The following is a 26359-nucleotide window of genomic DNA, read 5'->3' on the forward strand; positions in this document are numbered from 1 at the left end:
TCTAGACATTTATTCCGAACTTCACTTACGAGTAAATATTATGACTGCTGTTCTCCTTATCTTGATTGTGCTTTTGCCAATCATGCAACAACGACTAAAAAATGAAAAAAAAGAAAACAATTTCTTCTAAAATACTTAGTAGTTGGAAAAAACTAGGTCCAGGTCTTGTAACAGGAGCAAGTGACGATGACCCGTCTGGAATTGCAACCTATTCTCAAGCAGGTGCTGCCTATGGACTTTCAACACTGTGGACTGCAATTATCGCTTTTCCTTTAATGGCCGCTATTCAACAAATGTGTGCTCGAATTGGATTAGTAACCTGCCAAGGTTTGACCGGAACATTAAAAAAACACTATCCAAGACCTATTTTGTATCTGATGTTGTTGTTTAGTTTTCCTGCTATTGTAATGAATATTGGTGCTGATATTGCAGGTATGGGTGCTGTAGGTAATCTATTACTTCCATCTATTGATGCTAATTATTTCAGTGTTCTTTTCACGATTATTCTTTTAGGCTTAATTGTTTATTTACCATATCAAAAAATTGCGGCAGTTTTAAAGTATTTGTGCATCGTTATGCTGGTGTATTTTATTGTTCCGTTTTTATACAAACAGGATTTTAGCGAAATTCTTAAAGCCACATTTATACCAACCATAAAGTTTGACAAGGATTTTATCGCCATTATAGTTGGAATACTAGGCACAACAATTTCACCTTATCTTTTTTTTTGGCAAGCATCGGTGGAGGTTGAAGAAATGAAAAATAAAAGGAAGCATTTAATTGTAAACAAAAAGTTAATTCATAACATGAACCAAGATGTAGATTTTGGAATGACAGTTTCTGCTTTTGTTATGTATTTTATCATTCTTACTACTGGCACCGTTTTGTTTAAAGGAGGCATCCATCAAATTGACACTGTGGAACAAGCTGCAACGGCATTAAAACCTTTGGCCGGTAATCTGGCCTATCTTCTTTTTGCTGTTGGTGTAATCGGAACAGGACTTATCGCAATTCCAGCACTGAGTGGTTCGATTTCTTACATAATCACTGAAACATTCGACTGGGAACAAGGACTTGACAAAAAATTTCATGAAGCAAAAGCATTTTATGTCATCATAGCTATTTCACTAATACTTGGGTTATCTTTAAACTATGTAGGCATTACACCAATTGAGTCGCTGATTTATACAGCCATTCTCTATGGATTAACTGCTCCTGTCCTAATTGCTATAATCTTACACATTTCAAATAACAAAAAAATAATGGGTAAAAACGTGAACGGAAGATTAGCAAACATACTTGGTTTTGCAGCATTAATTATTATGACAGTAGCTGCCGTAACTTTAATCTATTTGCAATTTTCAGGCAAGTAAAACTTTTAACACAGTGAATGTTGGTAATGCACAAGGTAACGAAATCAGGTTCATCAATTTTTTACGAACATTGTAAAACTCCTTGCTTTGCTTCATTATCAATCTTGTTGACTACAAAAGACTGGCTAATCATCTTTTGGATTTTTTAAGTCCTTTTTTAAACTTTTTTCTTAGATAAATCATTAAGTAGCTTTGTCCAAAAAAAGAATTTTAATTGTAGTTTCAATCACATATATTTACACAGTGACAAACCTAATTGAGTTCCTCTGAAGATTTGTGGATAAACTGACGTTAGCTGCAAGTCTTACTATCACTTACTATAATGAAAATAACAGAAAGATAAATGCAGCATAATATGCAAAACATAAAGGAATTTACAACATTTGCGTGGATAGATTTTTGCCAACCCGATAGAGCAACTCTTGATAAAATTGCGGAGCAGTACAATTTAGATATTTTTCAAATTATTGACAGTTTGGAACACGGACATTTACCAAAGTTTGAAAAACAACCCAACTATAATTTTTTGATTTTACGAGCATTTACTTCAACTATTGAACATGGCGCAACAACGATAAACGACCTGTCTAATAAGATTGCATTTTTTTACAATGACAACAAAATTATTTCAGTACACCGAAGTCCGTTTGAATTTTTAGAGCGTATCGACATAGAATTTTCAAAAACTGAAGACCTTTTAATTTATTTAATTCTTAAAATGGTAGAAAGCTACCAATCACCACTCAATGAATTAGACAAAAAAATTGAGGAATTTGAAAAAACTATTTTTTTAAAAGACTATTCAAAAGTTTCTCTTGAAGATTTGTATTTCTTAAAAACTCAAACAAGAATAACCAAAAAACTATTGCAACTATTTCAAAATGTGATCAATCAAATTGAAGTAAGCGAATTTAACAAAACAGCTTTACAAGACATTAAAGACACTTTGTTGAACTTAATATTAAATTATGACGAAGTATTAGAAAACGCAAACAATTTATTAAATAGTTATCACTCGGTAAATTCTCAAAAAAGTAATGACGTTATGAAATTGCTGACTATATTTTCTGCATTTTTTTTACCGTTAACATTTGTAGCAGGAATTTACGGAATGAACTTTGAAAATATGCCAGAGCTCAGATGGCAATTTGGATATTTTATGACACTTAGTATAATGGCGATTATCGCAATCATTATATATTTTTGGTTCAAACGAAAGAGGATAATTTAATAGAAAAAGGAGAGTACCCAGCAAAGGTTTTGTAGCGTGCGGAGCACTAAGTAGTGGTTAAAAGCCTATGATTGGTCAGGTTTTTGTCGATGAATTTGTTTTTGGTGTCAAAGAAGATCTTAAGCATGGAAGGAGTAATGATTCAAAAAAAAAGAAATTGATAATCGCCATTGAAACCAATGATACTGGCGGATTTAAAATGATATATTTTGACCAGCTTGAAGATTATTCGTGTAAAGAAATATGCAAAATATTGCTAAACATATTTCCAAATCTGCATTAATAAAAACAGACAAATGGACTGGATATAATCCGTTAACAAAAGAGTTTGATTTGAAACAGATAAAAATTAGAAAATCAAATGACTTTGGAGGTTTACACGGATTTCGAACCATTACTCCAATAAAAATAAAGCATTTTAAAAGTTGTTTTTTACAAGTAACAAAGATTAAAGTAGTTAGTCTTTGTATTTTTTCTTCCCTAATAATACTTTTAGGTACAATTTAAATCAAAACAAAATAGCAGTAATAATTTTTTTTAACAAGTCTTTGGCGAGTATAAAGATTATTTATCTAACTTTGTTTAATATTTAGATTTTTGATATAAATGAAAAAGTTTCACATTTTATTGATAGTAGTACTTGGCTTCTTCCTGATGCCAACGTTAACTCTTGCGTGTGAAAATAATTCATCGAAACATTCTTCTTCAAAAGAGACTTCCTCAAAAATGGATAAAGATGATTGTTGTAAAAACGATAGTCATTCAAAAACTAAAAACCACAAAGGTTGTGAAGAAAAATGCAGTCATTCTAAATGTGGTTGTGCTTCTTCTTCCAACACATCTTTTTCTATTAATGAATTGAATTTTAATAAAAATATTTTTAATTTTTTATCAGAAAAACAAAATTTTTACAATTACGAAACCACCATTTCTTCTGGTTTCAATTCTTTATGGCTTATACCAAAAATAAGCTAAATTCCAATTTTGATATCCATAATTGTGTCAAATAAAAATCAATTATTGCTACAAAATCATTTACTATCTCCGTTAATTTCATTTTTAATAAGGTGGCTAAGTCGCGCTTCGTTTTGTTGTTGATTACCTTATCCAATTTAAAATCTTTTTACAATGAAATCACTAAAAAAAGCAGTAATAGCGATAACTTTATTGGTGTCATTTCCGGTGTTTAATGCGCAATTCAAAAACGATAAAACCTAATCCGTAAAAATATTTGGGAATTTCGCGATGTGCGAAACGACCATACAAAAGAACGAAGTCTCAAAAAAATCGCAAATATTGATTGGAATAAAGAGACCAAAATGGATACGCTTACTATTGTTATTAAAAAACCAATCAAGACGAAATATTGAAATGTATTGTATTTGCGGGTTGTAAGAATGATAAATTTCCTGATCCAGATGCTGTATATTTAAAACTGCCGGAATTTTGTTAGTACGATCACGAAGAGAAAATGGTTGAGGAAATGGAAACAAAAACTGAAGCGAATAAAATGGAAGTAACCGACCGCGCTAAAATGAACGTCAAACAAGCAATAAACCAATTAAGTCCAGTTTTCGACAATTATTTCTTAAAAAAAAGGCCTCGGTAAAAACAGACGGAAAAACCGCTTCTGTGAAGGCAAAGGAATTTTTAACAACTATAACTTTTGTAAAAATGGAAACATTAAAAATGGATTTCCATTTGGTTTGGATAAAAATTTTTAAAGATTTAACTGCTGATGCAAAAAATATTAGTGAAATACAGGATATCAAAAAGCAAAGCGAACTTTTTAAATCATTATCTAAAAATACGTATGAGCTGACAAAATTTTCAAAATTTACTGAACCGGTTTATTATCAATATTGCCCGATGCAAGATGCTAATTGGTTAAGCAAAGAAAATACAATTAAAAAAAACATACTATGGTTCCCAAATGTTGAGTTGTGGTAAAACAGTAGAAACAATCAAATTAAAACTTTAAAAAATGAAGAATATATTTTTTACTGCACCAAAAAAAACAACTGGTATTGTAATAAAAATGTAAACTTTACAATATCTAAAAATAACAATTTAAAAAAATAATAAAATGAAAAATCTAATCCTTTCAGCCATAGCGATGGTATTTGTAGTAGCTTCTTGCAACCAAAAAAATAAAGAAGCTGTGACAACTGATTCACAAAAAACAGAAAGTACTTCACAATTGTATTCTTGTTCCATGCACCAAGAAGTAACAGGAAAAAAAGGTGAAAAATGCTCAAAATGTGGCATGGAATTAACCGAACCAGTTGCACAAAATGAAGCAGCTCATGATCATACTGATGGTAGTCATAGTCACGATGATGCGATAGCTGTTAAAGTAAATACTGAAGCTACATCGGTTACCCAAACAACATTTTCTACAAATGAAATAATTTCTGATTATTTAAAACTAAAAAACGCACTCACAAAAGACGATACAAATAAAGCAGCCGATGCGGGTAAAGCATTATACTCAACTTTTAATAAAGTCAATACCAATTCAATAGATCCAAAATTGAAAACAGAATATATTGATATTGCTGATGATGCTAAAGAACATGCTGAACACATTGGTGATAATGGCGGAAAAATTGACCACCAAAGAGAACATTTTGCAATGTTGAGTAAAGATGTAAATGATTTGATAAAAATATTTGGAGCAAAACAAAAACTATTTCAAGACTTTTGTCCTATGTATAATGAAGGAAAAGGGGCGATTTGGATAAGTGAAAGCAAAGAAATAAAAAATCCTTACTACGGTTCGAAAATGCTCACTTGTGGTTCTATCAAAAAACAATTATAAAATGAAATCGCCATGATTCCAAAATCATAAATTAGAATGAACAATGGCTATACCATATTCCATTAAAAAACAAATATTATCTTCATATGAAAAAAATCATCAAGAAAATACTCGTAATTGGGTTTGTAATTTTTTTGTTGATGCAGTTATATCAACCTGCCCGTAATGAAAGTTACGAGCAGGAATTAACTTCAAATTTTACAAAAATGTACGATGTTCCTAAAAATGTTGAAACTATCTTAAGGACATCTTGCTACGATTGTCACAGTAACAATACCAATTATCCATTATATTCTTACATTCAGCCCGCACGGTTTTTTATGGAAGAACACATTAAAGATGGTAAGAAAGATTTGAACTTTAATGAGTTTGGTAGGTATTCCAAGCGAAAACAAGAAAACAAACTAGAAGCTATCATCAAACAAATAAAATCCGATGAAATGCCTTTGGCATCTTACACATTAATTCATAAAAATGCCATTTTGACGCCAACACAAAAAGAGGAAATAATCAATTGGATTATAAAAACGAAAGATAGTCTTTCAGTAGAATAATAAATATTATGGTAGAAAAATTAATCTCATTTTCACTAAAAAACAGATTTGTAGTCTTACTCGTCTCAGCTTGCTTACTCGCTTGGGGTATTTATAACGTACAACAAAACCCTATTGATGCCATTCCTGATTTATCAGAGAATCAAGTTATTGTATTTACCGAATGGATGGGAAGAAGTCCACAGGTCATCGAGGATCAAGTTACTTATCCATTGGTCTCCAACTTACAAGGAATTCCAAAAATCAAAAATATTCGTGCCTCCTCTATGTTTGGGATGAGTTTCGTATACATCATCTTTGAAGATGATGTCGATATATATTGGGCAAGAACTCGAGTGTTGGAAAGATTAAATTATGCCCAACGATTGTTGCCTCAAAACGTAGTGCCTACATTAGGACCAGATGGAACTGGAGTGGGACATATTTTTTGGTATCATTTAGAAACTAACGGTATGGACTTGGGAGAACAAAGAGCCTTGCAAGATTGGTACGTAAAATTTGCATTACAAACTGTTCCCGGAGTAGCTGAAGTAGCGTCATTTGGGGGTTTTGAAAAACAGTACCAATTAGTGTTAGATCCACTGAAAATGCAGTACTACAATGTGAGCATGATGGAAGTGATGAATGCGGTGAAAGCTAACAACAATGATGTTGGTGGTCGAAAATTTGAGATGAGTAACATGTCTTACATAGTGAGAGGTTTGGGTTACATAAAAAACATAAAAGATGTGGAGGACATTGCTGTTAAAAATTATAATTCCGTTCCTGTAAAAGTAAAAGACATTGGTTCGATACAGATGGGTGGCAATTTGCGCTTGGGAATTTTTGACGAAAATGGAACAGGTGAAGTTGTAGGAGGAATTGTAGTCATGCGTTATGGTGAAAATGCAGATGAAGTGATAAAAGCGGTTAAATTAAAAATGAAAGAGGTTGAAAAAGGATTGCCTGAAGGTGTTTCTTTTAAAACGTCTTATGACCGAAGTGAATTGATTGAAAAAGCTATCGCATCGGTTAAAGGAACTTTAATAGAAGAAATGATTGTCGTTTCAATTGTTATACTACTTTTTCTTTTTCATTGGCGAAGTGCTTTAATTATCTTAATACAATTGCCTATATCGGTGGCTATTGGCTTTATTTTGCTCGAAGCCTTTGGAATATCATCTAATATAATGTCATTAACTGGGATTGCATTAGCTATTGGTGTTGTCGTCGATGACGGAATTGTAATGGTGGAAAATGCCTATAGGACAATTTCGGAGAAACAGGAAGAAATGGAGAGCAATCAGAATAATTCGGAAATAAAATGATAGATAAAATAAAAAATATATTCAAGAAAGAACACGACCCCTTATCTTCTGAAGAAAAGTTACAACTTATAGAAAAATCTTCAAAATTAGTTGGTCCAGGTGTCTTTTATTCAACACTTATTGTGATCGCTTCCTTTTTACCTGTATTTCTTCTCACGGGTATGGAGGGTAAATTGTTCAGCCCATTGGCTTATACAAAATCATTTATACTTATAGTCGATGCTTTTTTGGCCATTACCCTAACTCCAGTTCTAATTAGTTTTCTGCTTAAAGGCAAACTTCGTCCAGAAAACAAAAATCCAATTAACAAAAAACTGGAGAGTATTTACACGCCAATTTTGATTTTTTGCTTAAAATGGAGGAAAACAGTATTAGGTATTAATATAATTGCGCTGCTGATTGGCGTTTTAATGTTTACCCGTTTAGGGACCGAATTTATGCCGCCTTTAGATGAAGGTTCCGTGCTTTTTATGCCTGTAACGTTGCCAGATGTATCCAATTCTGAGGTTAAAAGAATTTTACAAGTGCAGGACAAATTGATAAAATCGATACCCGAAGTGGCTCATGTTTTAGGTAAAGCCGGACGCGCCAACACAGCAACCGATAACAGTCCCATAAGCATGATTGAAACGATTGTTTTGCTAAAACCGCAACACGAATGGAGAGAAGACAAAAACAAAGCTGATATTGTTAATGAAATAAATAATAAACTTCAAATTCCAGGAGTTACGAATGGTTTTACACAGCCCATCATTAACCGGATTAATATGCTAGCTACTGGTATTAGAACCGATGTAGGAATAAAGATTTACGGAGCAAGTTTAGACACTATTAATGTTTTATCTCAAAAAATCAAAAAAGCCCTTGAAGGTACTTCTGGCGTAAAAGATTTATATGCGGAACCGATTACTGGCGGAAAGTACATCGATATCGAAGCGAAAAGAGAGGCTATCGGCAGATACGGACTTACAATAGATGATATAAATAACGTAGTAGAAGCTTCTATTGGTGGCATGAAACTTACTACAACCATTGAAGGACGACAACGATTCTCTGTAAATGCCAGATATGCTCAAGAATACAGAAATAGTATTGAGGCATTAAAAAAACTCCAAGTGCAAACAATGGAGTTTGGTCCCATTCCATTGGAAGCAGTTGCCGACGTAAAAATAAGCGATGGTCCTCCAATGATAAATAGCGAAAATGCAATGCTACGAGGCAGTGTGCTGTTTAATGTACGAGATCGTGATCTAGGAAGTACAGTAAAAGAAGCACAAGAAAAATTGAATGCAATGATCACTAAAATGCCAAAAGGTTATTATGTGGAGTGGAGCGGACAGTGGGAAAACCAAATCAGAGCCAATAAAACATTACGTCTGATTTTACCTGTAGTTGTCATCATTATTTTTCTTATCCTGTACTTTACCTATCGTTCCATGAAAGAAGCACTAATTACAATGATAACCGTACCGTTTGCTTTAATTGGTGGGATTTTTATGGTCTATTTTTATGGAATAAATTTATCAGTAGCCGTTGCAGTTGGTTTTATAGCATTGTTTGGAATGGCAATCGAAACCGCAATGTTAATGACTATTTATTTGAATGAAGCAATGAATAAAATGGTAGAAAAACACGGGAACAGTTCCGCAACAATTACAGAAGCAATTTTGAAACAGTACATTATTGACGGTTCAGCCAAAAGATTGCGACCAAAATTGATGACCGTTTCCGTTTCGTTATTTGGATTAATCCCTATTCTTTGGGCAACAGGAACCGGTGCCGATGTGATGCTGCCAATTACGGTTCCACTCATTGGGGGTACAATTACCTCAACAATTTATGTATTATTAGTAACCCCTATAGTTTTTGAGATGGTGAAACTCCGAGAATTAAAAACAAAAGGTAAAATAGAACTTATAGATGTTAAAGAATAAATATTATATCGCAATAAGCTGTTTGATTTTAAGTACTGCTAATATGGTGGCGCAAACACTTTCGTTGGATGCTGTTTTGACGAATATCAGAACAAATAATCCACAACTAAAAATGTATGATGCTGATATTCAAAGTATGGATGCTGCTGCAAAAGGCGCCAAAAGTTGGATGGCACCACAAGTGGAAACGGGTTTTTTTATGGCGCCTTACAATACCAAAATGTGGAAAGCAAGTGAAATGTCTCCGGGCATGGGATCTTACATGGTGGGTGTTACACAAATGATCCCGAATGCCAGAAAACTTAAGTCTGATTTCAATTACATGAACGCCATGTCATCTGTTGAAAAAGAAAATAAAGAGTATACAATTAATCAATTAAAGGCACTGGCAAAAACAAATTATTACCAATGGCTGGTTTTAAATAAAAAAATAAAAATAGCGGATGATAATTTATTGCTCTTAGGATATATGATAAAAAGTATGGAAATACGCTATCAGTATAATATGGATAAATTGCCAACTTATTACAAAGCAAAATCGCAATACGGTGCATTAGAAAGTATGATTGTAATGTTACAAAACGATATTTCCCAGAAGCGAATTATGCTGAATACATTGATGGCTAGAGATAAAAACACTTCGTTTGAAATAGATGAAACCTATAAATTAAATGATTTTGATGCCATAAAAGCAGATACAATTTCACTTTCTCAAAACCGAAGTGATGTTAAAGCTATTGAAAAAACAATGGTATTAAATCAATTAAAAATTGAAACCGAGAAAGCAAAATTATTACCGGAATTTGGTGTTAAATACGACCATATGTTTGCCTTTGGAGAACAACCAAAACAATTCACTTTGATGGGAATGATTACTATTCCGATGCCTTGGTCAACAAAAATGAATGAAGCCAATATCAACAGTTTTAAAATCAAGAATGAAGGTCTTAACTGGCAAAAGCAAATGATTTTGAATGAAGCAGCAGGAATGATTTCGGGAATGAATACCGAACTGATAAACCTAAAAAAACAATATGAAATTGCTGAAAAAAATATCATTCCTGCCTTAAAACGAAATTATGATACGGCAATATTGTCGTGGCAGAATAATACGGGAGATCTGTTTGTAGTTTTGGATGCTTGGGAAGCATTAAATATGGCCCAAATTGATCTTCTGGATAAATTACAAAATATTTTAAGCACACAAGTAGAAATCGAAAAACAACTAGAAATCAAATAATTATGAATAAATATTTAAAATATGGTTTAATTTTAATCGTAATTTCTAGTGTAGTATTTGTTGTCTATTTCTTTGCAATAAAATCAGACAGTCATTCGGAATTGGAACATCAAAACGAGGTTTATACTTGTTCGATGCACCCTCAAATCATTAGAGATAAACCGGGAAACTGTCCTATTTGCGGAATGACTTTGGTAAAAAAAATAACAGAAATCCAGGCTAGGGAAGACAATTCTATTGATAATTTTTTAAAACCTACTGATAATTTTATCGTCGGGGATTATCAAACTACAACAGCCAAAGACACGACATTAAGCAGCGAGATAAACTTACCCGGAATAGTGTCATACGATCCAAACTCCTCCATAAATATTGCTGCTCGAATCAGTGGAAGAATAGAAAAAATGTATGTCAATTACAAGTACCAAAAAGTAGCTAGAGGACAGAAGTTATTTGATTTATACAGCCCTGAATTATTAACAGAACAGCAAAATTTTATTTATTTAATTTCCAATGATTCCGATAATACCTCAATTATTAAAGCCTCAAAGCAAAAATTATTGCTTTTCGGAATGACCGTAAGTCAGATAAATTCATTGTTTTCTTCCAAAAAAGTAAATCCTCGAGTTTCAATTTACAGTCCAGCCTCTGGAATTGTTCAAGGAACAGAAAAAATGGATAATACAAGCAATTCGTCGATGCAAAGTGCAAGTAACAATACCGAAATATTAAACATAAAGGAAGGTAATTACATAAAAAAAGGAGAAGTTGTTTTTAAATTAGTAAATACCGATAAAGTATGGGGCATCTTTAATGTTAGCCAAGGGTACAATAGTCTAATTAAAATCAATCAGTCTATCAAAATTACGACAGAATTTGATAAAAATGAATTCATCGATGCACAAATAAATTTTATTGAAACTCAATTTAATCCAGCAGATAAATCCAATAGAATTAGGGTATACTTCAACAACAATAAACTAAAATTTCCCATAGGTCTGCGATTGCAAGGCATTATAAAAACGAATCCCACAAAAGCCGTTTGGTTGCAAAAACAAGCATTGGTTAGTATTGGCAGCAAGAAAATCGTTTTTATAAAAATGAACAATGGCTTTAAAGCGACCGCAATAAAAGCAGGAATTGAAATAGATGATTTTATTCAAATTATAAGTGGAATTTCCGTTGAAGATACCCTCGCTAAAAACGCACAATATTTAATTGATAGCGAAAGCTTTATTAAAACCGAAAAATTATGAAAACGATAAAAATAATAGGCATGCTATCACTACTACTTACCGTATTTACAGCTTGCAATACCAAAAAAAAAGAAGACCATAGCGCACATAAAAGTAAAGAAACTACTTTTTACACTTGCTCTATGGATCCTCAAGTAAAGGAAGATAAACCAGGGAAATGTCCCATTTGCCATATGGATTTAACTCCTATAAACAGTGACGACACAGCTGCAAATGAGATAAGCTTGAGTAAACAGCAACTGCAATTGGGGAACATCACCACGCAAACTATTGCAACAACTCAAAGCAGTTTAGAGCAAAATTATACAGGAGTTTTAACAATGAATCAAGAGAAAATTAATACCATTTCTGCCAGAGCAATGGGGCGAATTGAAAAATTATACTTCAAAACAGTGGGAGATTATGTTGCTAAAAACGAACCAGTATATCAATTGTACAGTGAAGATATTGCTATTGCTAAACAAGATTACTTCACAGCATACAAACAACTTACCATGCCGGGTGATTTTGGAAAAAATGCACGTACGATGCTTATTGCTGCCAAACAAAAACTATTATTCTTTGGTTTATCCAATGCCCAAATTGAGACTATAAAATCGAGTAAAGAAATTTCTCCGTACACTGTTTTTTATAGTAATAGCAGTGGAACTATTTCAGAGATAATAGCAACAGAAGGCAGTTATGCAATGGAGGGCGCTAGTATAATTAAATTGGCAAATTTAAATAGTCTTTGGCTCGAAACACAGGTGAATATAAATTATGCAAAAAGCATGCAACTTGGACAAAACGCCACAGTTTCATTTACTGATTTTCCTGAGAAAACAATAAGAGCAAAAATCTCGTTCATCAATCCTGAAATAAATCCAGATACCAGACTGCTTTTAATTCGAATGGAAATACCCAATCAAAATTTGCTGTTAAAACCCGGAATGCAGGCAATTGCAAGATTGACACAATCCAATATAAGAGGCGTATTTATACCCAGTGATGCTGTCATAAGAGAAGAAAATGCTTCGTACATCTGGATTGAAAAAAGACCAGGAGTATTTGAAAGCCTTATGGTTGAAACTGGATTGGAAATTAATGGGATGATTGAAATTAAATCAGAAATGGATCCAACCAAAAAAGTGGTGATTACCGGGGCGTACGCCATAAATAGTGAATACAAATTTCGTAAAGGAAGTGACCCTATGGCGGGAATGGAAATGTAACATTAGCTGAATTCCATATCACAAAAAATAACGTAACAACTGTTTCAGTACTAGAGGTAATGACTCAAAAAGTACTTAATACAATCGTAGTATGCAAAAAACCGAATGGAATCACTACACACTATGGTAGTGATAGGGATATTCGTTTTGGGGCCACGTTATATTATTAAAAAACTCAAATTTTAAATCTAAATAACGAATATTTGTTCTAAAAGACAAGTGTCTTTTTTTTAAACCACGATTTTAAAAAAAAAAGTTACACGTTTAATAATGTGTTAATTATATAATTATTTTTAGAATTTCACAATATTTTTTCAAGTTAAAAAGCTACCTTTAAATAGCGAAAATTAATTTGCGATTTAAAAGTAAAAAAGATGAGTCATCAAAAATTTAAAGAGTGTATCGATGCATGTTCAGAATGTGCAGTAGAATGTTCGCATTGCGAAAGTGAATGCTTAAATGAGCAAGACGTAAAAATGCTAGCGCGTTGCATAAAACTAGATCATGATTGTGCAGCTATTTGTTTATTTGCAATGCAGGCTATGGCAAGTGGTAGTGAATTTGCGGAAAAAATCTGCAAATTATGCGCCGAAATTTGTACTGCTTGCGCCGACGAATGTGAAAAACATGCACACATGGAGCATTGCAAAAATTGTGCGGAAGCTTGTAGAAAATGTGCTGTTGAATGCGGTAACATGAGTAAAATGTAAGTATTCAAATCTCCTCGATTAAGTTTCGTTTAGAGGAATTATTTAAGAGTTTTCAAACAATAAAATTACATACTCCGAAAACAGTATATAAAAGCATATTAATTATTTATTTAGTTCTTGCCAATCCAAAATTGAGGTTAATCAAATTCTTTGAAAGTCAGATAATAAAAAGTCGACTATGAATACTATTGCAAACGATTGCGATACGTCTAACGATGTGATGCAACCAATGATGAACAGTAATAAAGAAAAAAGAATGATGACAAATCATTAAAATACCATGAAAATGAGGAAGCATAATCCAGGTATGATATAAGGAATTGATAACCGAAATGGCGGTAGGATCTAAAACAAATAGTACGACGATGACTAAAATGCGTAAATCGATTATGAATCATCCTGAAATGATTGATGAGATGACAGATAAAAAAATTCAATCACGCAAAATGATTGGAATCAACAAACATATTAATGTGTTGAAAGAATAAAAATATAAACAACATTATAGTAAAAAAATGGAAACTCAAAAAACGTATACCTGCCCGATGCACCCAGAAGTTACATCGGACAAACCCGGAAAATGTTCCAAATGCGGAATGAATTTAGTGGAGGAAAAAGAATAGAAATTCTGTAAGCAATTCGACGCTTCAAAATATAGTAAAACAGAGATTAATGAAATTGCCAACAAACCATTTTCACCCAAAGCCGGAGTGGGTATTGTTTCTGTTTATGGCAGAGTGTTAAAAAAAAATATTCGTAGGCAAATGGGAGTTCCACGTAAATAATATGCTGAAGTTGATCGCAACGCTTTTAGAGTCAGAGAGAAAATTACTAAAAATGCAGCTAAATTTTTGCGTAATAAAAATCCAGTTTTAATTTGAATATAATGGTTATTGATGGCTCTCCAAAAAGTGCAATACTCAAAGCAGCTGAAAGGTTTGATATTGATTTGATTATCGTTGGTTCTCGAGGTTTTGAGCCGTAACAGGCTTTCTGCTTAGCTTGGTTTTCCAAACGGGGGCATTACATGCACAGTTTTCTATGGAGATTTTACGTAAATAATATGAAACAGCGACAACATTAAAAGTAAGGAATTAAATTCCTTAAATAGAAAATTAAATTCGTTTCAGTCTATCCTTTTTTTATTGAACAATATTGACTGATAAAAGAAAGTGATTATATTTTTTTTAAAAATTCAACAATGTTTTTTTGCTGTAAAATGCAGACCTACATATAGTTAAAATGTTTAACAAATAAATTTAATATCATGAAAACAGTACAAAAAGTTGCATTAACGATTGGTTTTATTGGTCTTTTATATTCCTGCCAGTCAACCAACCAGGTTCTCTCAAAATCAGATAAGAGAATGGAAATTATGAATGAGATTGCTAATAATGAAAGTATGTCAAAAGAGATGATGGGGGTACTTATGAATAGCAAAAGCGGGATGATGATGATGCAGGAGAAGGAAAAGGAAATGATGAAAGATAGTCATGCGAAAATGATGGGAATGATGAAGGAAAATCCGGAAATGATGAAAAGTATGATGTCAGAGATGATGATGAAGAATCCGGAGATGATTAAAGAAAATCATGCTAAAATGATGGTAATGGTGAAAGAAAATCCAGAAATGATGAAAAGTATGATGTCAGAAATGATGCAAGGGATGAAAGATAATCCAGAAATGATGAAAAGTATGATGTCAAATTTGGTAGAATCATCACAAGGAGATGACGCGATGATGTCTGAAATGTGCAAGGAAATGATGGGAAATGAGAAAATGATGAAAATGATGGACAAAATGAAAAAAGAAAAAATGGACATGAATAAAATGAAAAGAATGGATAAAAAACAGTAAAAGGAAAAAGATCAGCACATCATTAATAATTTATTTAACCTTAATACTATAGAATTATGTTGGAAAACGGCAACGGAGAAATGCACATGGGTGAATACTCTTTCATGGGAATGCACATGTTTTGGTGGGTTTTTATACTAATTATTCTTATAGTATTCTTTGTAGGAACAAACAATTTTAGAAAAAGAAAATGATTAATGCGAAATTTAGGATTATAGAGACGAGAATAGTAGTAGCATTAGCATTTATACTCGCTTTAATTTGCCATGGTTATGCAGAAAATAGAAATGAAAGGAGAATTTTCAAAAAAACGGATATTCGACAGACACAGTCTGTAACCAACACTTGTTAAATGCATCCTGAAATTCATGTCACTAAACCGGAAAAATGTCCCAAAAGCGCTATGAATCTCATTTATGAGAAAGCAAAATTGGTTAATAAATCCGTTCAAAACATGTTTACAATTGCTTTTCTGAATTGAAACATTCTCCATTACTTTTTAAAGCCTTTCGATTATCATCATTTGAATTGTTCTGCTCGTGGTATTCCATCATTTTATCTGAATTTTTAAGAGAATTTACATTCGTATAGAAAAGGATTTCTTTTTAGCTCACAGTGTTTTCCATAGCTTTTATTGCAGTTCCTTTCACGCCTTTTTTATGAGTTGTATTCGTCCTTGATTTGAATAAAATGACGAATGTTGAGGTTCAGTAAAATTTGCTGGCTCAGATTGCAATGTTGCTACTCGTGGACTATCAACTTTACCGTTACTACTGTGATAAATTACGCATTATATTGTAAATGTGTTTTTACCATAAGCAAGTTGTTTCTCTGTACAGCTATATAATGGCTGACTGTATTTTTCTCCCAATTCCTATTGTAACAATTTACGAGTTCCATCCATTAATTGTAAATGCTCGCTATTTTCTTATTCCTTTTGTTACGAATGGTTCTATTCAACCTGTTTATGTTTTTTTTTCTAAATTCCCATAGGAAGTATGTATCAGCATGGACATCATTACGGTAATGATTGCAAACTTGATTTTGGTAGTTACAAAGTGTTTACACTCAGTGTGATTGAAGAGCTCACAATATTATTTTGATTTTTTCTTAATTGTCGTTTAGGTTTTTACATTGAACCAAATACATATACTCAAAAATTCATATCACTAAAACCCTTCCAGTTAATTAATAAATCACTCTAATTTAATAATTTAGTGTGAATTTACGGTCTGTTTAAAGACGCAACCATCAATTTTTAATTTTTTTATTTCCTTAAAAAAGATACATCATGCTACAGGAATGATTTATGTCATCAAACCAGTACAGTTTTATCACTTTTTCATTCCCTCCATTTAACCATCACCATTCCTATTAATATTTCACCGATCTTTAAAAAAAAGCAAGCCAAATTATCTAGTATTGGCAGCTTCGGATTACATTTTAAAGAAAAAATATTCTTATTCATAATCGATTAAAATTTGCTTAATATGAAATAACGAAGTATAATATATATATGTTCATTCTTCGACAGAAAATAGTATAATCTAAAAGTCAGCAAAATTGCTTCGCTAGCATCAAAAATAGCTCACAGTTTCGGCATATTAGGATTCCCGCAATATTTATTTTACAAATTATAGGCAATCAATAAAATTTATTACTTTTACAATCTTGAAAAAAATAATTGCCATATTATTCCTTTTTGTTTTTTTGTGTGCTAACACAGAGATGGGACAATTATTGAAATTACCCAACTTATTACAACACTTTTCAGATCATCAAAAAGATTACAGTAGCCAGAATATTTCATTACTTGATTTCATAGCTATTCATTACAATGATACGCAACATCATTCTGATCAGGAAGAAGACAATCATCAAAACTTACCTTTTAAGACAATTAACCAATCAGTTAATAATGTCCTTGCTTTTGAAACCATAATCGAGTTTTCATTTCGCAAACCAAATACTATTTCTGTAAATAGTACTGTTCCGTTTCGTCCAGAATTTTACAATTCCGATGTTTTTTTATGCATCTGGCTTCCTCCCAAATTGAGTTAAATTAATTTTAAATGATTGGTTAACAATACTTTAAATATTTTTTATTGAGTATTGAAAAGTACTTTGCTTTATACCTTTGGTAAATGTTTCTTTACGTCAATTTCATTGTAAAATAAGAATCGTTTTTACGAGTTAATATGTCAATCGTTTTTTAGTCATATAAACTATTAATTAACTTTTTAGGAAAGTCAAAGACATACTCAATTATTTTTAACACTACAACATAAAAAAGCAAAACAATTGAATCAATCGCAAAAGACATATTTTTGTTAATTGTATTAACACCAATTTCGCACACTCAAGTAACTATTACTAATATCAAAACGCCACACGTTAGAATAATATAAAATTACGGCAACTACAAAATTGTAATGGTCGCAAGAGAAAACAATATTAGTTTTTAGGTACTGAATATAAAAGGAAAAACGATTACAAATAAAAAACTAACGGCTCGGTTATTTTTGAATTTTTTTATAAAACAAAAGCAACAAATCCAGTTTTTTTAAACACGGTTCGTTTTTCAAAAATAATAAAAAGGGAACCATCACAATTACAATAAAATTAAAAGGCCAGTATTCAAAATAAGTAGTGAACATTCATCAATATAACAAATTATGCTAGATAAAATTATTGAGTTTTCAATCAAAAACAAACTCATTATTGGACTATTTATTTTTGCGCTCATCGGATATGGGAGTTATCAATTTACCAAATTACCAATTGATGCCGTTCCTGATATTACAGATAATCAAGTTCAGGTAATTACTTCAGCACCATCACTGGGTGCGACCGATATTGAACGACTGATTACTTTTCCAATAGAACAAGCCAACAGTAATATTCCCGGACTGAAAGAAATTCGTAGTTTTTCTCGTTTTGGTTTATCAGTGGTTACCATTGTTTTTAACGATGCAACCGATGTGTACTGGGCAAGACAGCAAGTAACAGAACGATTAAGTGCTGTTAAAGACCAAATTCCTAACGGTATTGGAAATCCAGTTCTTGCACCGGTGACAACAGGACTAGGTGAAATTTATCAATATGCTGTACGAACGAAGCCCGGTTTCGAAAAAAAATACGATATAACCGAGTTAAGAACCATTCAGGATTGGATTGTGCGCCGGCAGTTATTGAGCGTTGAAGGCGTGGCGGAAGTGAGCAGTTTTGGTGGGAAATTGAAACAATTTGAAATAGCGATTGATCCCAATAAATTGCAATCCTATAATATCACTATTACAGATGTTTTTACGGCTTTAGAAAAAAACAATCAAAATACAGGTGGTGCTTATATTGAAAAAGGGCCTAAAGTTTTATACATCCGCAGTGAAGGATTAATTAACACTATCGAAAATATAAAAGAGATTTCCATTAAAAACACTAGTAACGGAAGCCCCTTATTCATTCGTGATGTCGCTGATGTTCGTATTGGTAGTGCTATTCGTTACGGGGCAATGACTTTTAATAAAAAAGGTGTGCAATCGGGTGAAGTTTCGGGTGCAGTAGTAATGATGTTAAAAGGAGCCAATAGTAATGTGGTTATTAAAAACATTAAGGATCGTATTACACAAATCGAAAAAACATTACCCGAAGGCGTCATTCTGGAACCTTTTCTAGACCGCACTAAAATGGTGAATAATTCTATTTCGACGGTCGAAAAAAATTTATTAGAAGGTGCATTAATCGTTCTCTTTGTTCTTATTTTCTTTTTAGGAAACATACGAGCAGGATTAATTGTGGCGTCAGTTATTCCTTTGGCTATGTTGATAGCAGTTATATTGATGAACATATTTGGGGTGAGCGGTAATCTTATGAGTTTAGGAGCATTAGATTTTGGATTGATTGTGGATGGTGCCGTTATTATTGTTGAAGCGTGTTTGTTTAGTTTGCACAGCAGGAAAACTGCTCAAATTTCACAACAAGAAATGGACAAAACCGTATTAAAAACGGCAATAAAAATGCGTAATGTATCCGTTTTTGGAGAGTTGATTATATTGATCGTGTATATTCCCATTTTTACGTTGCGCGGTATCGAAGGAAAAATGTTTTTACCAATGGCACAAACCATTGCATTTGCTCTGTTTGGTGCATTTATTTTGTCGCTGACTTATGTTCCGATGATGACTGCTTTATTTTTAGACAAAAAAATATCGCATAAAAAAACTTTTTCAGATCGAATGATGGAGAAATTAGAAAATTTCTATCAACCACTTCTAAATAAAGCATTGGGGATCCCAAAAACAATTATTGCTGTAACATTAGGATTATTTGTTTTAGCACTAATTACACTTTCGTTTATGGGTGGCGAATTTATGCCTTCGTTAGAAGAAGGTGATTTTGCTGTAGAAACAAGGGTTTTGCCGGGAAGTAATTTGCAAACTTCAATGACTGCCATTTCACAAGGTGCAAAAATACTAATAGAAAAATTTCCCGAAGTAGAGAAAATTGTAGGCAAAACAGGAAGTAGCGAAGTGCCAACTGACCCTATGCCCATTGATGCAAGCGATATGATGATCATTTTAAAGAACAAAAGCGAATGGACTTCTGCCACAACTTTTGATGAACTATCAGAAAAAATGGCAAAGGAATTGGAAGCTGTTCCTGGGGTTTCCTTCGGTTTTCAATATCCGGTTCAAATGCGTTTTAATGAATTGATGACTGGTGCAAGGCAAGATGTAGTCTGTAAAATATTTGGAGAAAACTTAGATACATTGGCTTTATACGCCAATAAATTAGGTAAAATTGTAAATACAGTTGAAGGAACTTCCGACCTTTATGTAGAAACCGTTACCGGAATGCCACAAGTAGTAATTGACTACAACAGAGCTTCCATTGCACAATATGGTTTAAATATTGAAGATATTAATCGAATTGTAAATACCGCATTTGCAGGACAAAGCACAGGAGTTGTTTACGAGGGCGAAAAACGATTTGATTTAGTAGTTCGTTTAATAGGCGACAAACGGCAGGATTTGGCAGATGTTCAAAATTTATTAATACCAACGTCCACGGGTTCGCAAATTCCTTTATCTCAATTGGCAAAAGTTGAAATTACTGAAGGCCCAAATCAGATACAAAGAGAAGATGCCAAACGTAGAATTGTAGTTGGTTTTAATGTTCGGGGACGTGATGTGCAAAGTATTGTAAAAGAACTGCAAGGTAAAGTTGAAACTCAAATTAAATTTCCTGCGGGTTACTATGCAACTTATGGAGGTGCTTTTGAAAATTTAAACGAAGCCAAAAACCGTTTGATGATTGCGGTTCCGGTTTCATTACTATTAATATTTATTTTGCTTTATTTTGCATTCAATTCCGTAAGACAAGGGCTGTTGATTTATTCGGCAATTCCACTTTCGGCAATTGGTGGTATTTTCTTTTTAGCGATGCGGGGAATGCCGTTTAGCATCAGTGCCGGAGTTGGTTTTATAGCCTTATTTGGTGTAGCGGTTCTGAATGGTCTGGTGTTGATTGCAGAATTCAATAGCATTCGAAAATCTGGAGAAACTGATTTAAAAGCAATTGTTTTACAAGGAACTAGAATACGATTACGTCCTGTTCTAATGACTGCATTTGTAGCATCATTAGGTTTTTTACCGATGGCATTAAGCAATGGTTCTGGTGCAGAAGTGCAAAAACCTTTGGCAACTGTCGTAATTGGAGGTCTGTTGGTTGCGACGTTCTTAACTTTATTTGTTTTACCAATTTTATATATCATGTTTGAAAAAGGAATTAAATTACAACCAAAAAAGATAAAATCAATTACAACAATCATAGTTGTGGGATTGTTTTTTTCTTTTCAAAATGCGGCTTCTCAGGAAAAAATTTCAATTGAGAAAGCGATTGAAACGGCTCTTTCAAATAATATCAAAATTAAAAACGAAAAACTAAATTCAGAATACTTGCAAAAAATGACCAAAACAGGCTATGATATTTCCAACACGGGAATTATTGGCGAATACGGTCAGTTTAACAGCAATGCAAATGATATGAAAATTGGTATTTCGCAAAACATAAAATTTCCAACCGTTTACAAAAGGCAACAACAACTTTTAATAGAAGAAGCTAAAAAAGGGCAATGGAACGAAGCTTTGCAAAGAAAGGAACTGACCAGACAGGTAACCGTCGTGTTTTACGAAATGATGTATCTAAGAGAGAAGGAAAAGTTGTTGCTAAAAAGCGATAGTATATTTTCGGAATTTTTAAGGATCTCAGCGCTTCGTTTTGACAAAGGCGAAAGCAACATATTAGAAAAAGCAACCGCTGAAAACCAATCCGGACAAATAAAAATTCAGCTTTTGGGATTACAAAGTGATTATAAAATAGTGCAATCGCAATTCAAGTATCTGCTTAATTCTGACAAAGACTTTATCCCAGTCTCAGAAAAATTCAAAATGTATTTTACCGAAAATTTAGATAAAAATGCCATTGGCAATCAACCCACTATAAAAATATTTGAACAAGAAGTAAATAGCAGCAAAGCGGAAGTTTCACTTGAAAAATCTAAAAAATTACCTGAATTAATCGGTGGTGTTTATTGGCAAACTTTCAAAACAAATGCGGAGTTTCAAGAAAGTTATAATGGTGTTTACGGACAATTTGGAGTGGCATTTCCGCTATTCAATACAGCGATAAATAATAGGAAAAAGGCTTTAGAGATAAACACTCAAATAGCTGAAAACAAGTTAAATAATGAAAAACTTAAATTTCAAAATCATTATCAGGAATTAGTCCAGGAATATAAAAAACACAAAGAAACTATCGCTTATTATGAAAGTCAGGCGTTGAAAAATGCGGATTTGGTAACTAAAGCTGCTAATGATAAATTTTTCAATGGTGATATTAATTATCTGGAATGGGTAATGCTTATTAATCAAAGCACAGAGATTCAAAGAGATTACATTGAAGCGGTTAAAAAATTGAATGTAAGCGTTGTTGAACTTAATTATCTTTCTAATTAATGATGAATTTAAAACAAATATTGACTGAACCTTTGATAGTTTTAGAAAATAAAACCTTTGCTAAGTTGCATATGGTGCAAACCATCAGTGTGGGAAAAGTGTATGGTTCAAACTTTGCATTTTCGCGTTATTATTTTTAAGCCAAATATTAATTTTCAAGATATATATAATGAAATGTCAAATTTACAAACACCAAAATAAAAATACTATCATGATTAAAAATACAATCTTTACAATACTGGCAATAGTATGCGTTTTTGCATGTGGAGAAAAGAAAACGGAAAGCGAAACGGAAGCCACTCCAACTATCGAAAACACAACAACTCTTACTGATGCACAAATAAAAAATGCAGGTATTGTAACAGGGAAAATGGAGCAAAAAGAAGTTTCATCTACCTTAAAATTAAATGGTAAAATAGATGTTCCGCCCCAAAATTTAGTCTCCATAAGTGTGCCGATGGGAGGTTATTTAAAATATACCAAACTTTTAGAGGGAATGTATGTAATCAAAGGACAGGTTTTGTGTGTTGTAGAAGACCAACAATACATTCAACTGCAGGAAGATTACCTTTTGGCGAAAGCGAAAATAGGGTACGCAAAAGCCGAATTTGAAAGACAAAGAGAACTTAACCAAAGCAAAGCCAGCAGTGACAAAGTGTATCAACAAGCACAATCAGAATACAACTCACTATCGGTAATGGTGCAATCGTATGGAGAGAAATTAAAATTTGCAGGCATAAATCCAAATAATGTTTCTACAAAGAACATTTCAAAAAGTATCAATATTTATTCGCCAATAAGCGGTTATGTATCGAAAGTAAATGTGAATATTGGCAAATATGTAAACCCCAGTGATGTGTTATTTGAGATTGTTAATCCATCTGATATTCATTTGGCATTGACCGTTTTTGAAAAAGACATCGATAAACTGGCTATTGGCCAATCGGTGATCGCTTACACCAATACCAATCCGGAGAAAAAATATTATTGCAAAATTATTCTAATCGGTAAAGATTTTTCCGAAAACAGAAGCACTGAAATGCATTGCCATTTTACAAACTTCGACAAAGCGCTTTTACCTGGAATGTATATGAATGCTGAAATTGAATTAAAAAGTCAGCAGTCAAATGTATTGCCATCTGATGCTATTGTGAATTATGAAAACAAGAATTTTGTTTTTATAGCCAAGAAAAACAGACAATTTGAAATGAAAGAAGTTACAATAGGAATTACAGAAAATGAATTTACTGAAATTATTTCAGAAGATTTGAATGAGGCTACTGTTGTGATTAAAGGTTCATATTCACTCTTAATGAAAATGAAAAATGTAGAAGAATAAAAATGCTGGATTCCAGTTACAAATGCAACTTTTTGATTAAACATATAATTTGAAATCCCTTTTATTATTCTATTTTTATTAAAAAATAACAGTTATGACTTCTTATTTTAAATCTCTTGTATTACTTTGTTTTCTTTTTTGTGTTTTTTCCTGTAAAGCACAAATCATCATTTCTGATGGACAAGAAAAAAGTGCTCCAATTATCAATGATACTGCATTTGTAAATTTAAAAGAGTACAGCGAAGATTTTGTCTATGATATGAAGTATGCCACAAATGATAATTTTTTAAAAGCAAAAGTGTACGATTGCGCCGAATGTTTTTTACGTTTAAAAACCGTAAAAGCACTCTTGGAAGCCAATATGAAATTCATCAAAAATGGTTATAAAATCAAAATTTTTGATTGTTATCGCCCTTTGGATATTCAAAAAAAAATGTGGAAAATAGTCTCTAACCCAAAATATGTTGCCAATCCGGCCAAAGCTTCCATTCACAATAGAGGCGGAGCGGTGGATATTACGCTAGTTAACAGTAAGGAAAAAGAATTGCCGATGGGAACAGATTTCGATTTTTTTGGAATAGAAGCAAGTCACAATTATCCAAATGTTTCAGCAGCAGTAAAACAAAACAGATTATTATTGAAAACCATTATGACTAGCAGTGGATTTAATTCTTTCGATTCAGAATGGTGGCATTACAATTTAAAATCCGGTTTGAATGATAAGGTTTCAAATGTTAAATGGGATTGCAAATAGTTTTTATTCAATACATTTTAAGTTGTCAATGAAATAGTTTTCGGGAAAGTAAATTTCGCTTGTTAATTCAGATTTGAACTCTTTTTTGAAGACGTAATCTTCTGTATCAGTCAAATATTTAATTCGCATCATGAATACGGGCGAGTTTTTTAATTCTTCAAAACTGTCCTTCATAAACATAAAAATTCCGGAATTAACTCTATTATCAAATCCTTTTTCATCGCGTATCATGGTGCCGCAATTTTCTTGATCGATATGAATTAGCGTAATTATTTTTCCATTGTTTAACTGTAAAAATAATTTAGAATTTTTATCAAAACAATTGGCTTTCAAAAAGCCTTTACTTTTATTAATACTCTGAACGGTCAATGTTGGTAAGCCGTCTGTTAATGCCAAAGAATAAAAAATATAACTCGAATTCCCCGCAAAATTCTTCTCGCTAATCATGTATTCTTTGGTTGATTTATAAGTCCCGATAGAATCATTTACATTAGCGCTGTAATCACATGGTTTTTGAGCGAATAAATTAAAGCTGACAAGAAAGAAAGTCACTGCAATCAGATGTTTCATTTTTATGATATTTTGGTGCAAATTATAACAATTTTATGATTATTTACGTCGGTTGTGAAAAAACAATATACATTTCCACCGTCTTTTATTTTCCATTTTTTTCGAATAATTTCAACACTGTCCGGGAAATTTCGGGTGGTTATGTTCGCTTGTGTTTTTTCTAAAAAAGTTTTCATTTCCGATTTATTATAAGCAAATGTATTCTGAATTTCAAAAATGCGTCCTGGGAACGGTATAAGATCTTTGCAAGTGTATAAGTGGGAATGTTTGTGTAGTTTATTTAAGTTAAAAAAAAGACCTACTTCATCAAATCCACCTGATTTCATGATGGAGTTATTGGGCTCGTAAAGGTATTTTTGAGGTAAACTAAAGTTTGGTAATGTAGAATTATCATTTAAAATAAAATGAAATGTTTCCATTTTATCTTTTAAAATATTAACGGTTTTGATGTTTACATTTCCAAAATAATCTTTCTGCAATTCCCAAACTAATTCTTTTACTTCATTTTCTAAAGCTACGATGTGAATAGTTGTGACGTGTTTCAATTCGGATAAACCCGCGGTAAGATCAAGAAGTGGTGCAGTTTTTAAAAGAACGGCATCTGAGTTTTTAAAATAAAAATCAAGATTTTCAGGAACATTTGGTAAACAATCCTTCAGCATGAATACTTTTCCTTTGGCATCATTTCGTCTGGAAGGATCAATATAAATCCAATCCCATTTTGTATTTAGTGTATTTAAAGTATCCAAACTATCTCCTGAATAACAAGTAATATTTGTAACATTTAATTGTTCAAAATTATGTTTTACAAGATTAGAAAGTATCGGATTAATTTCGCAATGGGCAACTTTTTTTATTTTTTTTGCAAAATAATAATCGTCTACTCCAAAACCTCCCGTTAAATCGATTAAAGATTCACCGGAAATTATGGAAGCTTTGTACGAAGCTGTTTTTTCGGATGATGTTTGTTCTATCGAAATTTTACTTGGATAAATAATATTTTTAGTGGCAAACCAATTGGGCAATTTATCTTTTGCTTTTGTTTTAGCTTCTAATTGATTCAAAACATAAATCCAATCCAAATCTTGAAAGGGATTTTTTCGAAGTGCTAACTTTGATACACTTTTTCCAATGTTGTCATTGATAAAAGCCTGTATTTTGGCATTTAAAATCCTTGAATCCAAA

At 32.4% G+C, this 26359-nt stretch carries 21 protein-coding genes and 1 pseudogene; 20 read left to right on the top strand and 2 right to left on the bottom strand.

The annotated features are described in order from the left end of the window. Positions 1 to 101 precede the first annotated feature (101 nt). The 20 genes and pseudogenes from ACP7AQ_RS14675 to ACP7AQ_RS14770 all read left to right on the top strand — a co-directional run bounded on the left by ACP7AQ_RS14675 (position 102) and on the right by ACP7AQ_RS14770 (position 24604). Entirely contained in the window at positions 102 to 1373 is a 1272-nt protein-coding gene (locus tag ACP7AQ_RS14675; RefSeq protein ID WP_426095987.1) for an NRAMP family divalent metal transporter, read from the top strand. Between the two features lie 355 nt (positions 1374 to 1728). Further along, a complete protein-coding gene (locus tag ACP7AQ_RS14680; protein WP_426065069.1) occupies positions 1729 to 2604 on the top strand; it encodes a CorA family divalent cation transporter in 876 nt (291 codons plus the stop codon). Between the two features lie 606 nt (positions 2605 to 3210). Further along, on the top strand, positions 3211 to 3579 hold the full coding sequence (locus ACP7AQ_RS14685; RefSeq protein WP_426095988.1) for a hypothetical protein: 369 nt from the start codon (positions 3211 to 3213) through the stop codon (positions 3577 to 3579). Between the two features lie 657 nt (positions 3580 to 4236). Then, the gene (locus ACP7AQ_RS14690; RefSeq protein ID WP_426095989.1) at positions 4237 to 4554 is read left to right on the top strand and encodes a DUF3347 domain-containing protein; all 318 of its coding nucleotides are present in this window, start codon (positions 4237 to 4239) and stop codon (positions 4552 to 4554) included. Positions 4555 to 4690: 136 nt separating this feature from the next. After that, positions 4691 to 5425, top strand: a complete 735-nt coding sequence (locus tag ACP7AQ_RS14695; protein WP_426095990.1) for a DUF3347 domain-containing protein — start codon at positions 4691 to 4693, stop codon at positions 5423 to 5425. 86 nt (positions 5426 to 5511) lie between these two features. Next, positions 5512 to 5979, top strand: a complete 468-nt coding sequence (locus tag ACP7AQ_RS14700; protein WP_426095991.1) for a heme-binding domain-containing protein — start codon at positions 5512 to 5514, stop codon at positions 5977 to 5979. Between the two features lie 8 nt (positions 5980 to 5987). Continuing rightward, a complete protein-coding gene (locus tag ACP7AQ_RS14705) occupies positions 5988 to 7286 on the top strand; it encodes an efflux RND transporter permease subunit (RefSeq protein ID WP_426095992.1) in 1299 nt (432 codons plus the stop codon). Next, positions 7283 to 9220 (top strand): efflux RND transporter permease subunit, encoded by a 1938-nt coding sequence (locus tag ACP7AQ_RS14710; protein WP_426095993.1) that lies wholly within the window; start codon positions 7283 to 7285, stop codon positions 9218 to 9220. Before ACP7AQ_RS14705 ends, ACP7AQ_RS14710 begins: the two co-directional genes overlap by 4 nt. Next, positions 9207 to 10460, top strand: a complete 1254-nt coding sequence (locus ACP7AQ_RS14715; RefSeq protein ID WP_426095994.1) for a TolC family protein — start codon at positions 9207 to 9209, stop codon at positions 10458 to 10460. Before ACP7AQ_RS14710 ends, ACP7AQ_RS14715 begins: the two co-directional genes overlap by 14 nt. A 2-nt stretch (positions 10461 to 10462) precedes the next feature. After that, positions 10463 to 11716 carry an efflux RND transporter periplasmic adaptor subunit gene (locus tag ACP7AQ_RS14720; protein WP_426095995.1) on the top strand — a complete coding sequence of 418 codons (1254 nt, stop codon included), beginning with the start codon at positions 10463 to 10465 and terminating at the stop codon, positions 11714 to 11716. Further along, a complete protein-coding gene (locus ACP7AQ_RS14725) occupies positions 11713 to 12927 on the top strand; it encodes an efflux RND transporter periplasmic adaptor subunit (protein WP_426095996.1) in 1215 nt (404 codons plus the stop codon). Before ACP7AQ_RS14720 ends, ACP7AQ_RS14725 begins: the two co-directional genes overlap by 4 nt. Before the next feature lie 374 nt (positions 12928 to 13301). Further along, positions 13302 to 13637 carry a four-helix bundle copper-binding protein gene (locus ACP7AQ_RS14730; protein ID WP_426095997.1) on the top strand — a complete coding sequence of 112 codons (336 nt, stop codon included), beginning with the start codon at positions 13302 to 13304 and terminating at the stop codon, positions 13635 to 13637. A gap of 332 nt (positions 13638 to 13969) precedes the next feature. Beyond that, positions 13970 to 14125 (top strand): hypothetical protein, encoded by a 156-nt coding sequence (locus tag ACP7AQ_RS14735; protein WP_426095998.1) that lies wholly within the window; start codon positions 13970 to 13972, stop codon positions 14123 to 14125. 33 nt (positions 14126 to 14158) lie between these two features. Then, positions 14159 to 14257: pseudogene (locus tag ACP7AQ_RS14740) on the top strand (heavy metal-binding domain-containing protein); the annotation flags it as partial. Positions 14258 to 14523: 266 nt separating this feature from the next. Continuing rightward, complete coding sequence (locus tag ACP7AQ_RS14745; protein ID WP_426095999.1) at positions 14524 to 14622, top strand: universal stress protein; 99 nt, start codon at positions 14524 to 14526, stop codon at positions 14620 to 14622. Positions 14623 to 14904: 282 nt separating this feature from the next. Then, positions 14905 to 15495 carry a membrane or secreted protein gene (locus ACP7AQ_RS14750; RefSeq protein WP_426065086.1) on the top strand — a complete coding sequence of 197 codons (591 nt, stop codon included), beginning with the start codon at positions 14905 to 14907 and terminating at the stop codon, positions 15493 to 15495. A 1671-nt stretch (positions 15496 to 17166) separates the two neighbouring features. Next, entirely contained in the window at positions 17167 to 17556 is a 390-nt protein-coding gene (locus ACP7AQ_RS14755) for a hypothetical protein (RefSeq protein WP_426065087.1), read from the top strand. 614 nt (positions 17557 to 18170) lie between these two features. Next, positions 18171 to 22511 carry a CusA/CzcA family heavy metal efflux RND transporter gene (locus ACP7AQ_RS14760; protein WP_426096000.1) on the top strand — a complete coding sequence of 1447 codons (4341 nt, stop codon included), beginning with the start codon at positions 18171 to 18173 and terminating at the stop codon, positions 22509 to 22511. A gap of 211 nt (positions 22512 to 22722) precedes the next feature. Further along, entirely contained in the window at positions 22723 to 23850 is a 1128-nt protein-coding gene (locus tag ACP7AQ_RS14765; RefSeq protein ID WP_426096001.1) for an efflux RND transporter periplasmic adaptor subunit, read from the top strand. Between the two features lie 94 nt (positions 23851 to 23944). After that, entirely contained in the window at positions 23945 to 24604 is a 660-nt protein-coding gene (locus ACP7AQ_RS14770) for a M15 family metallopeptidase (protein ID WP_426096002.1), read from the top strand. Positions 24605 to 24607: 3 nt separating this feature from the next. On the opposite strand, the gene ACP7AQ_RS14775 is transcribed toward ACP7AQ_RS14770, so the two are convergent. After that, complete coding sequence (locus ACP7AQ_RS14775) at positions 24608 to 25174, bottom strand: hypothetical protein (protein ID WP_426096003.1); 567 nt, start codon at positions 25172 to 25174, stop codon at positions 24608 to 24610. Positions 25175 to 25176: 2 nt separating this feature from the next. Continuing rightward, complete coding sequence (locus tag ACP7AQ_RS14780; RefSeq protein WP_426096004.1) at positions 25177 to 26358, bottom strand: THUMP-like domain-containing protein; 1182 nt, start codon at positions 26356 to 26358, stop codon at positions 25177 to 25179. Between the last annotated feature and the right edge of the window lies 1 nt (position 26359).

The organism is Flavobacterium sp. DSR2-3-3 (genome assembly GCF_049896585.1).
Classification (GTDB): Bacteria; Bacteroidota; Bacteroidia; order Flavobacteriales; family Flavobacteriaceae; genus Flavobacterium.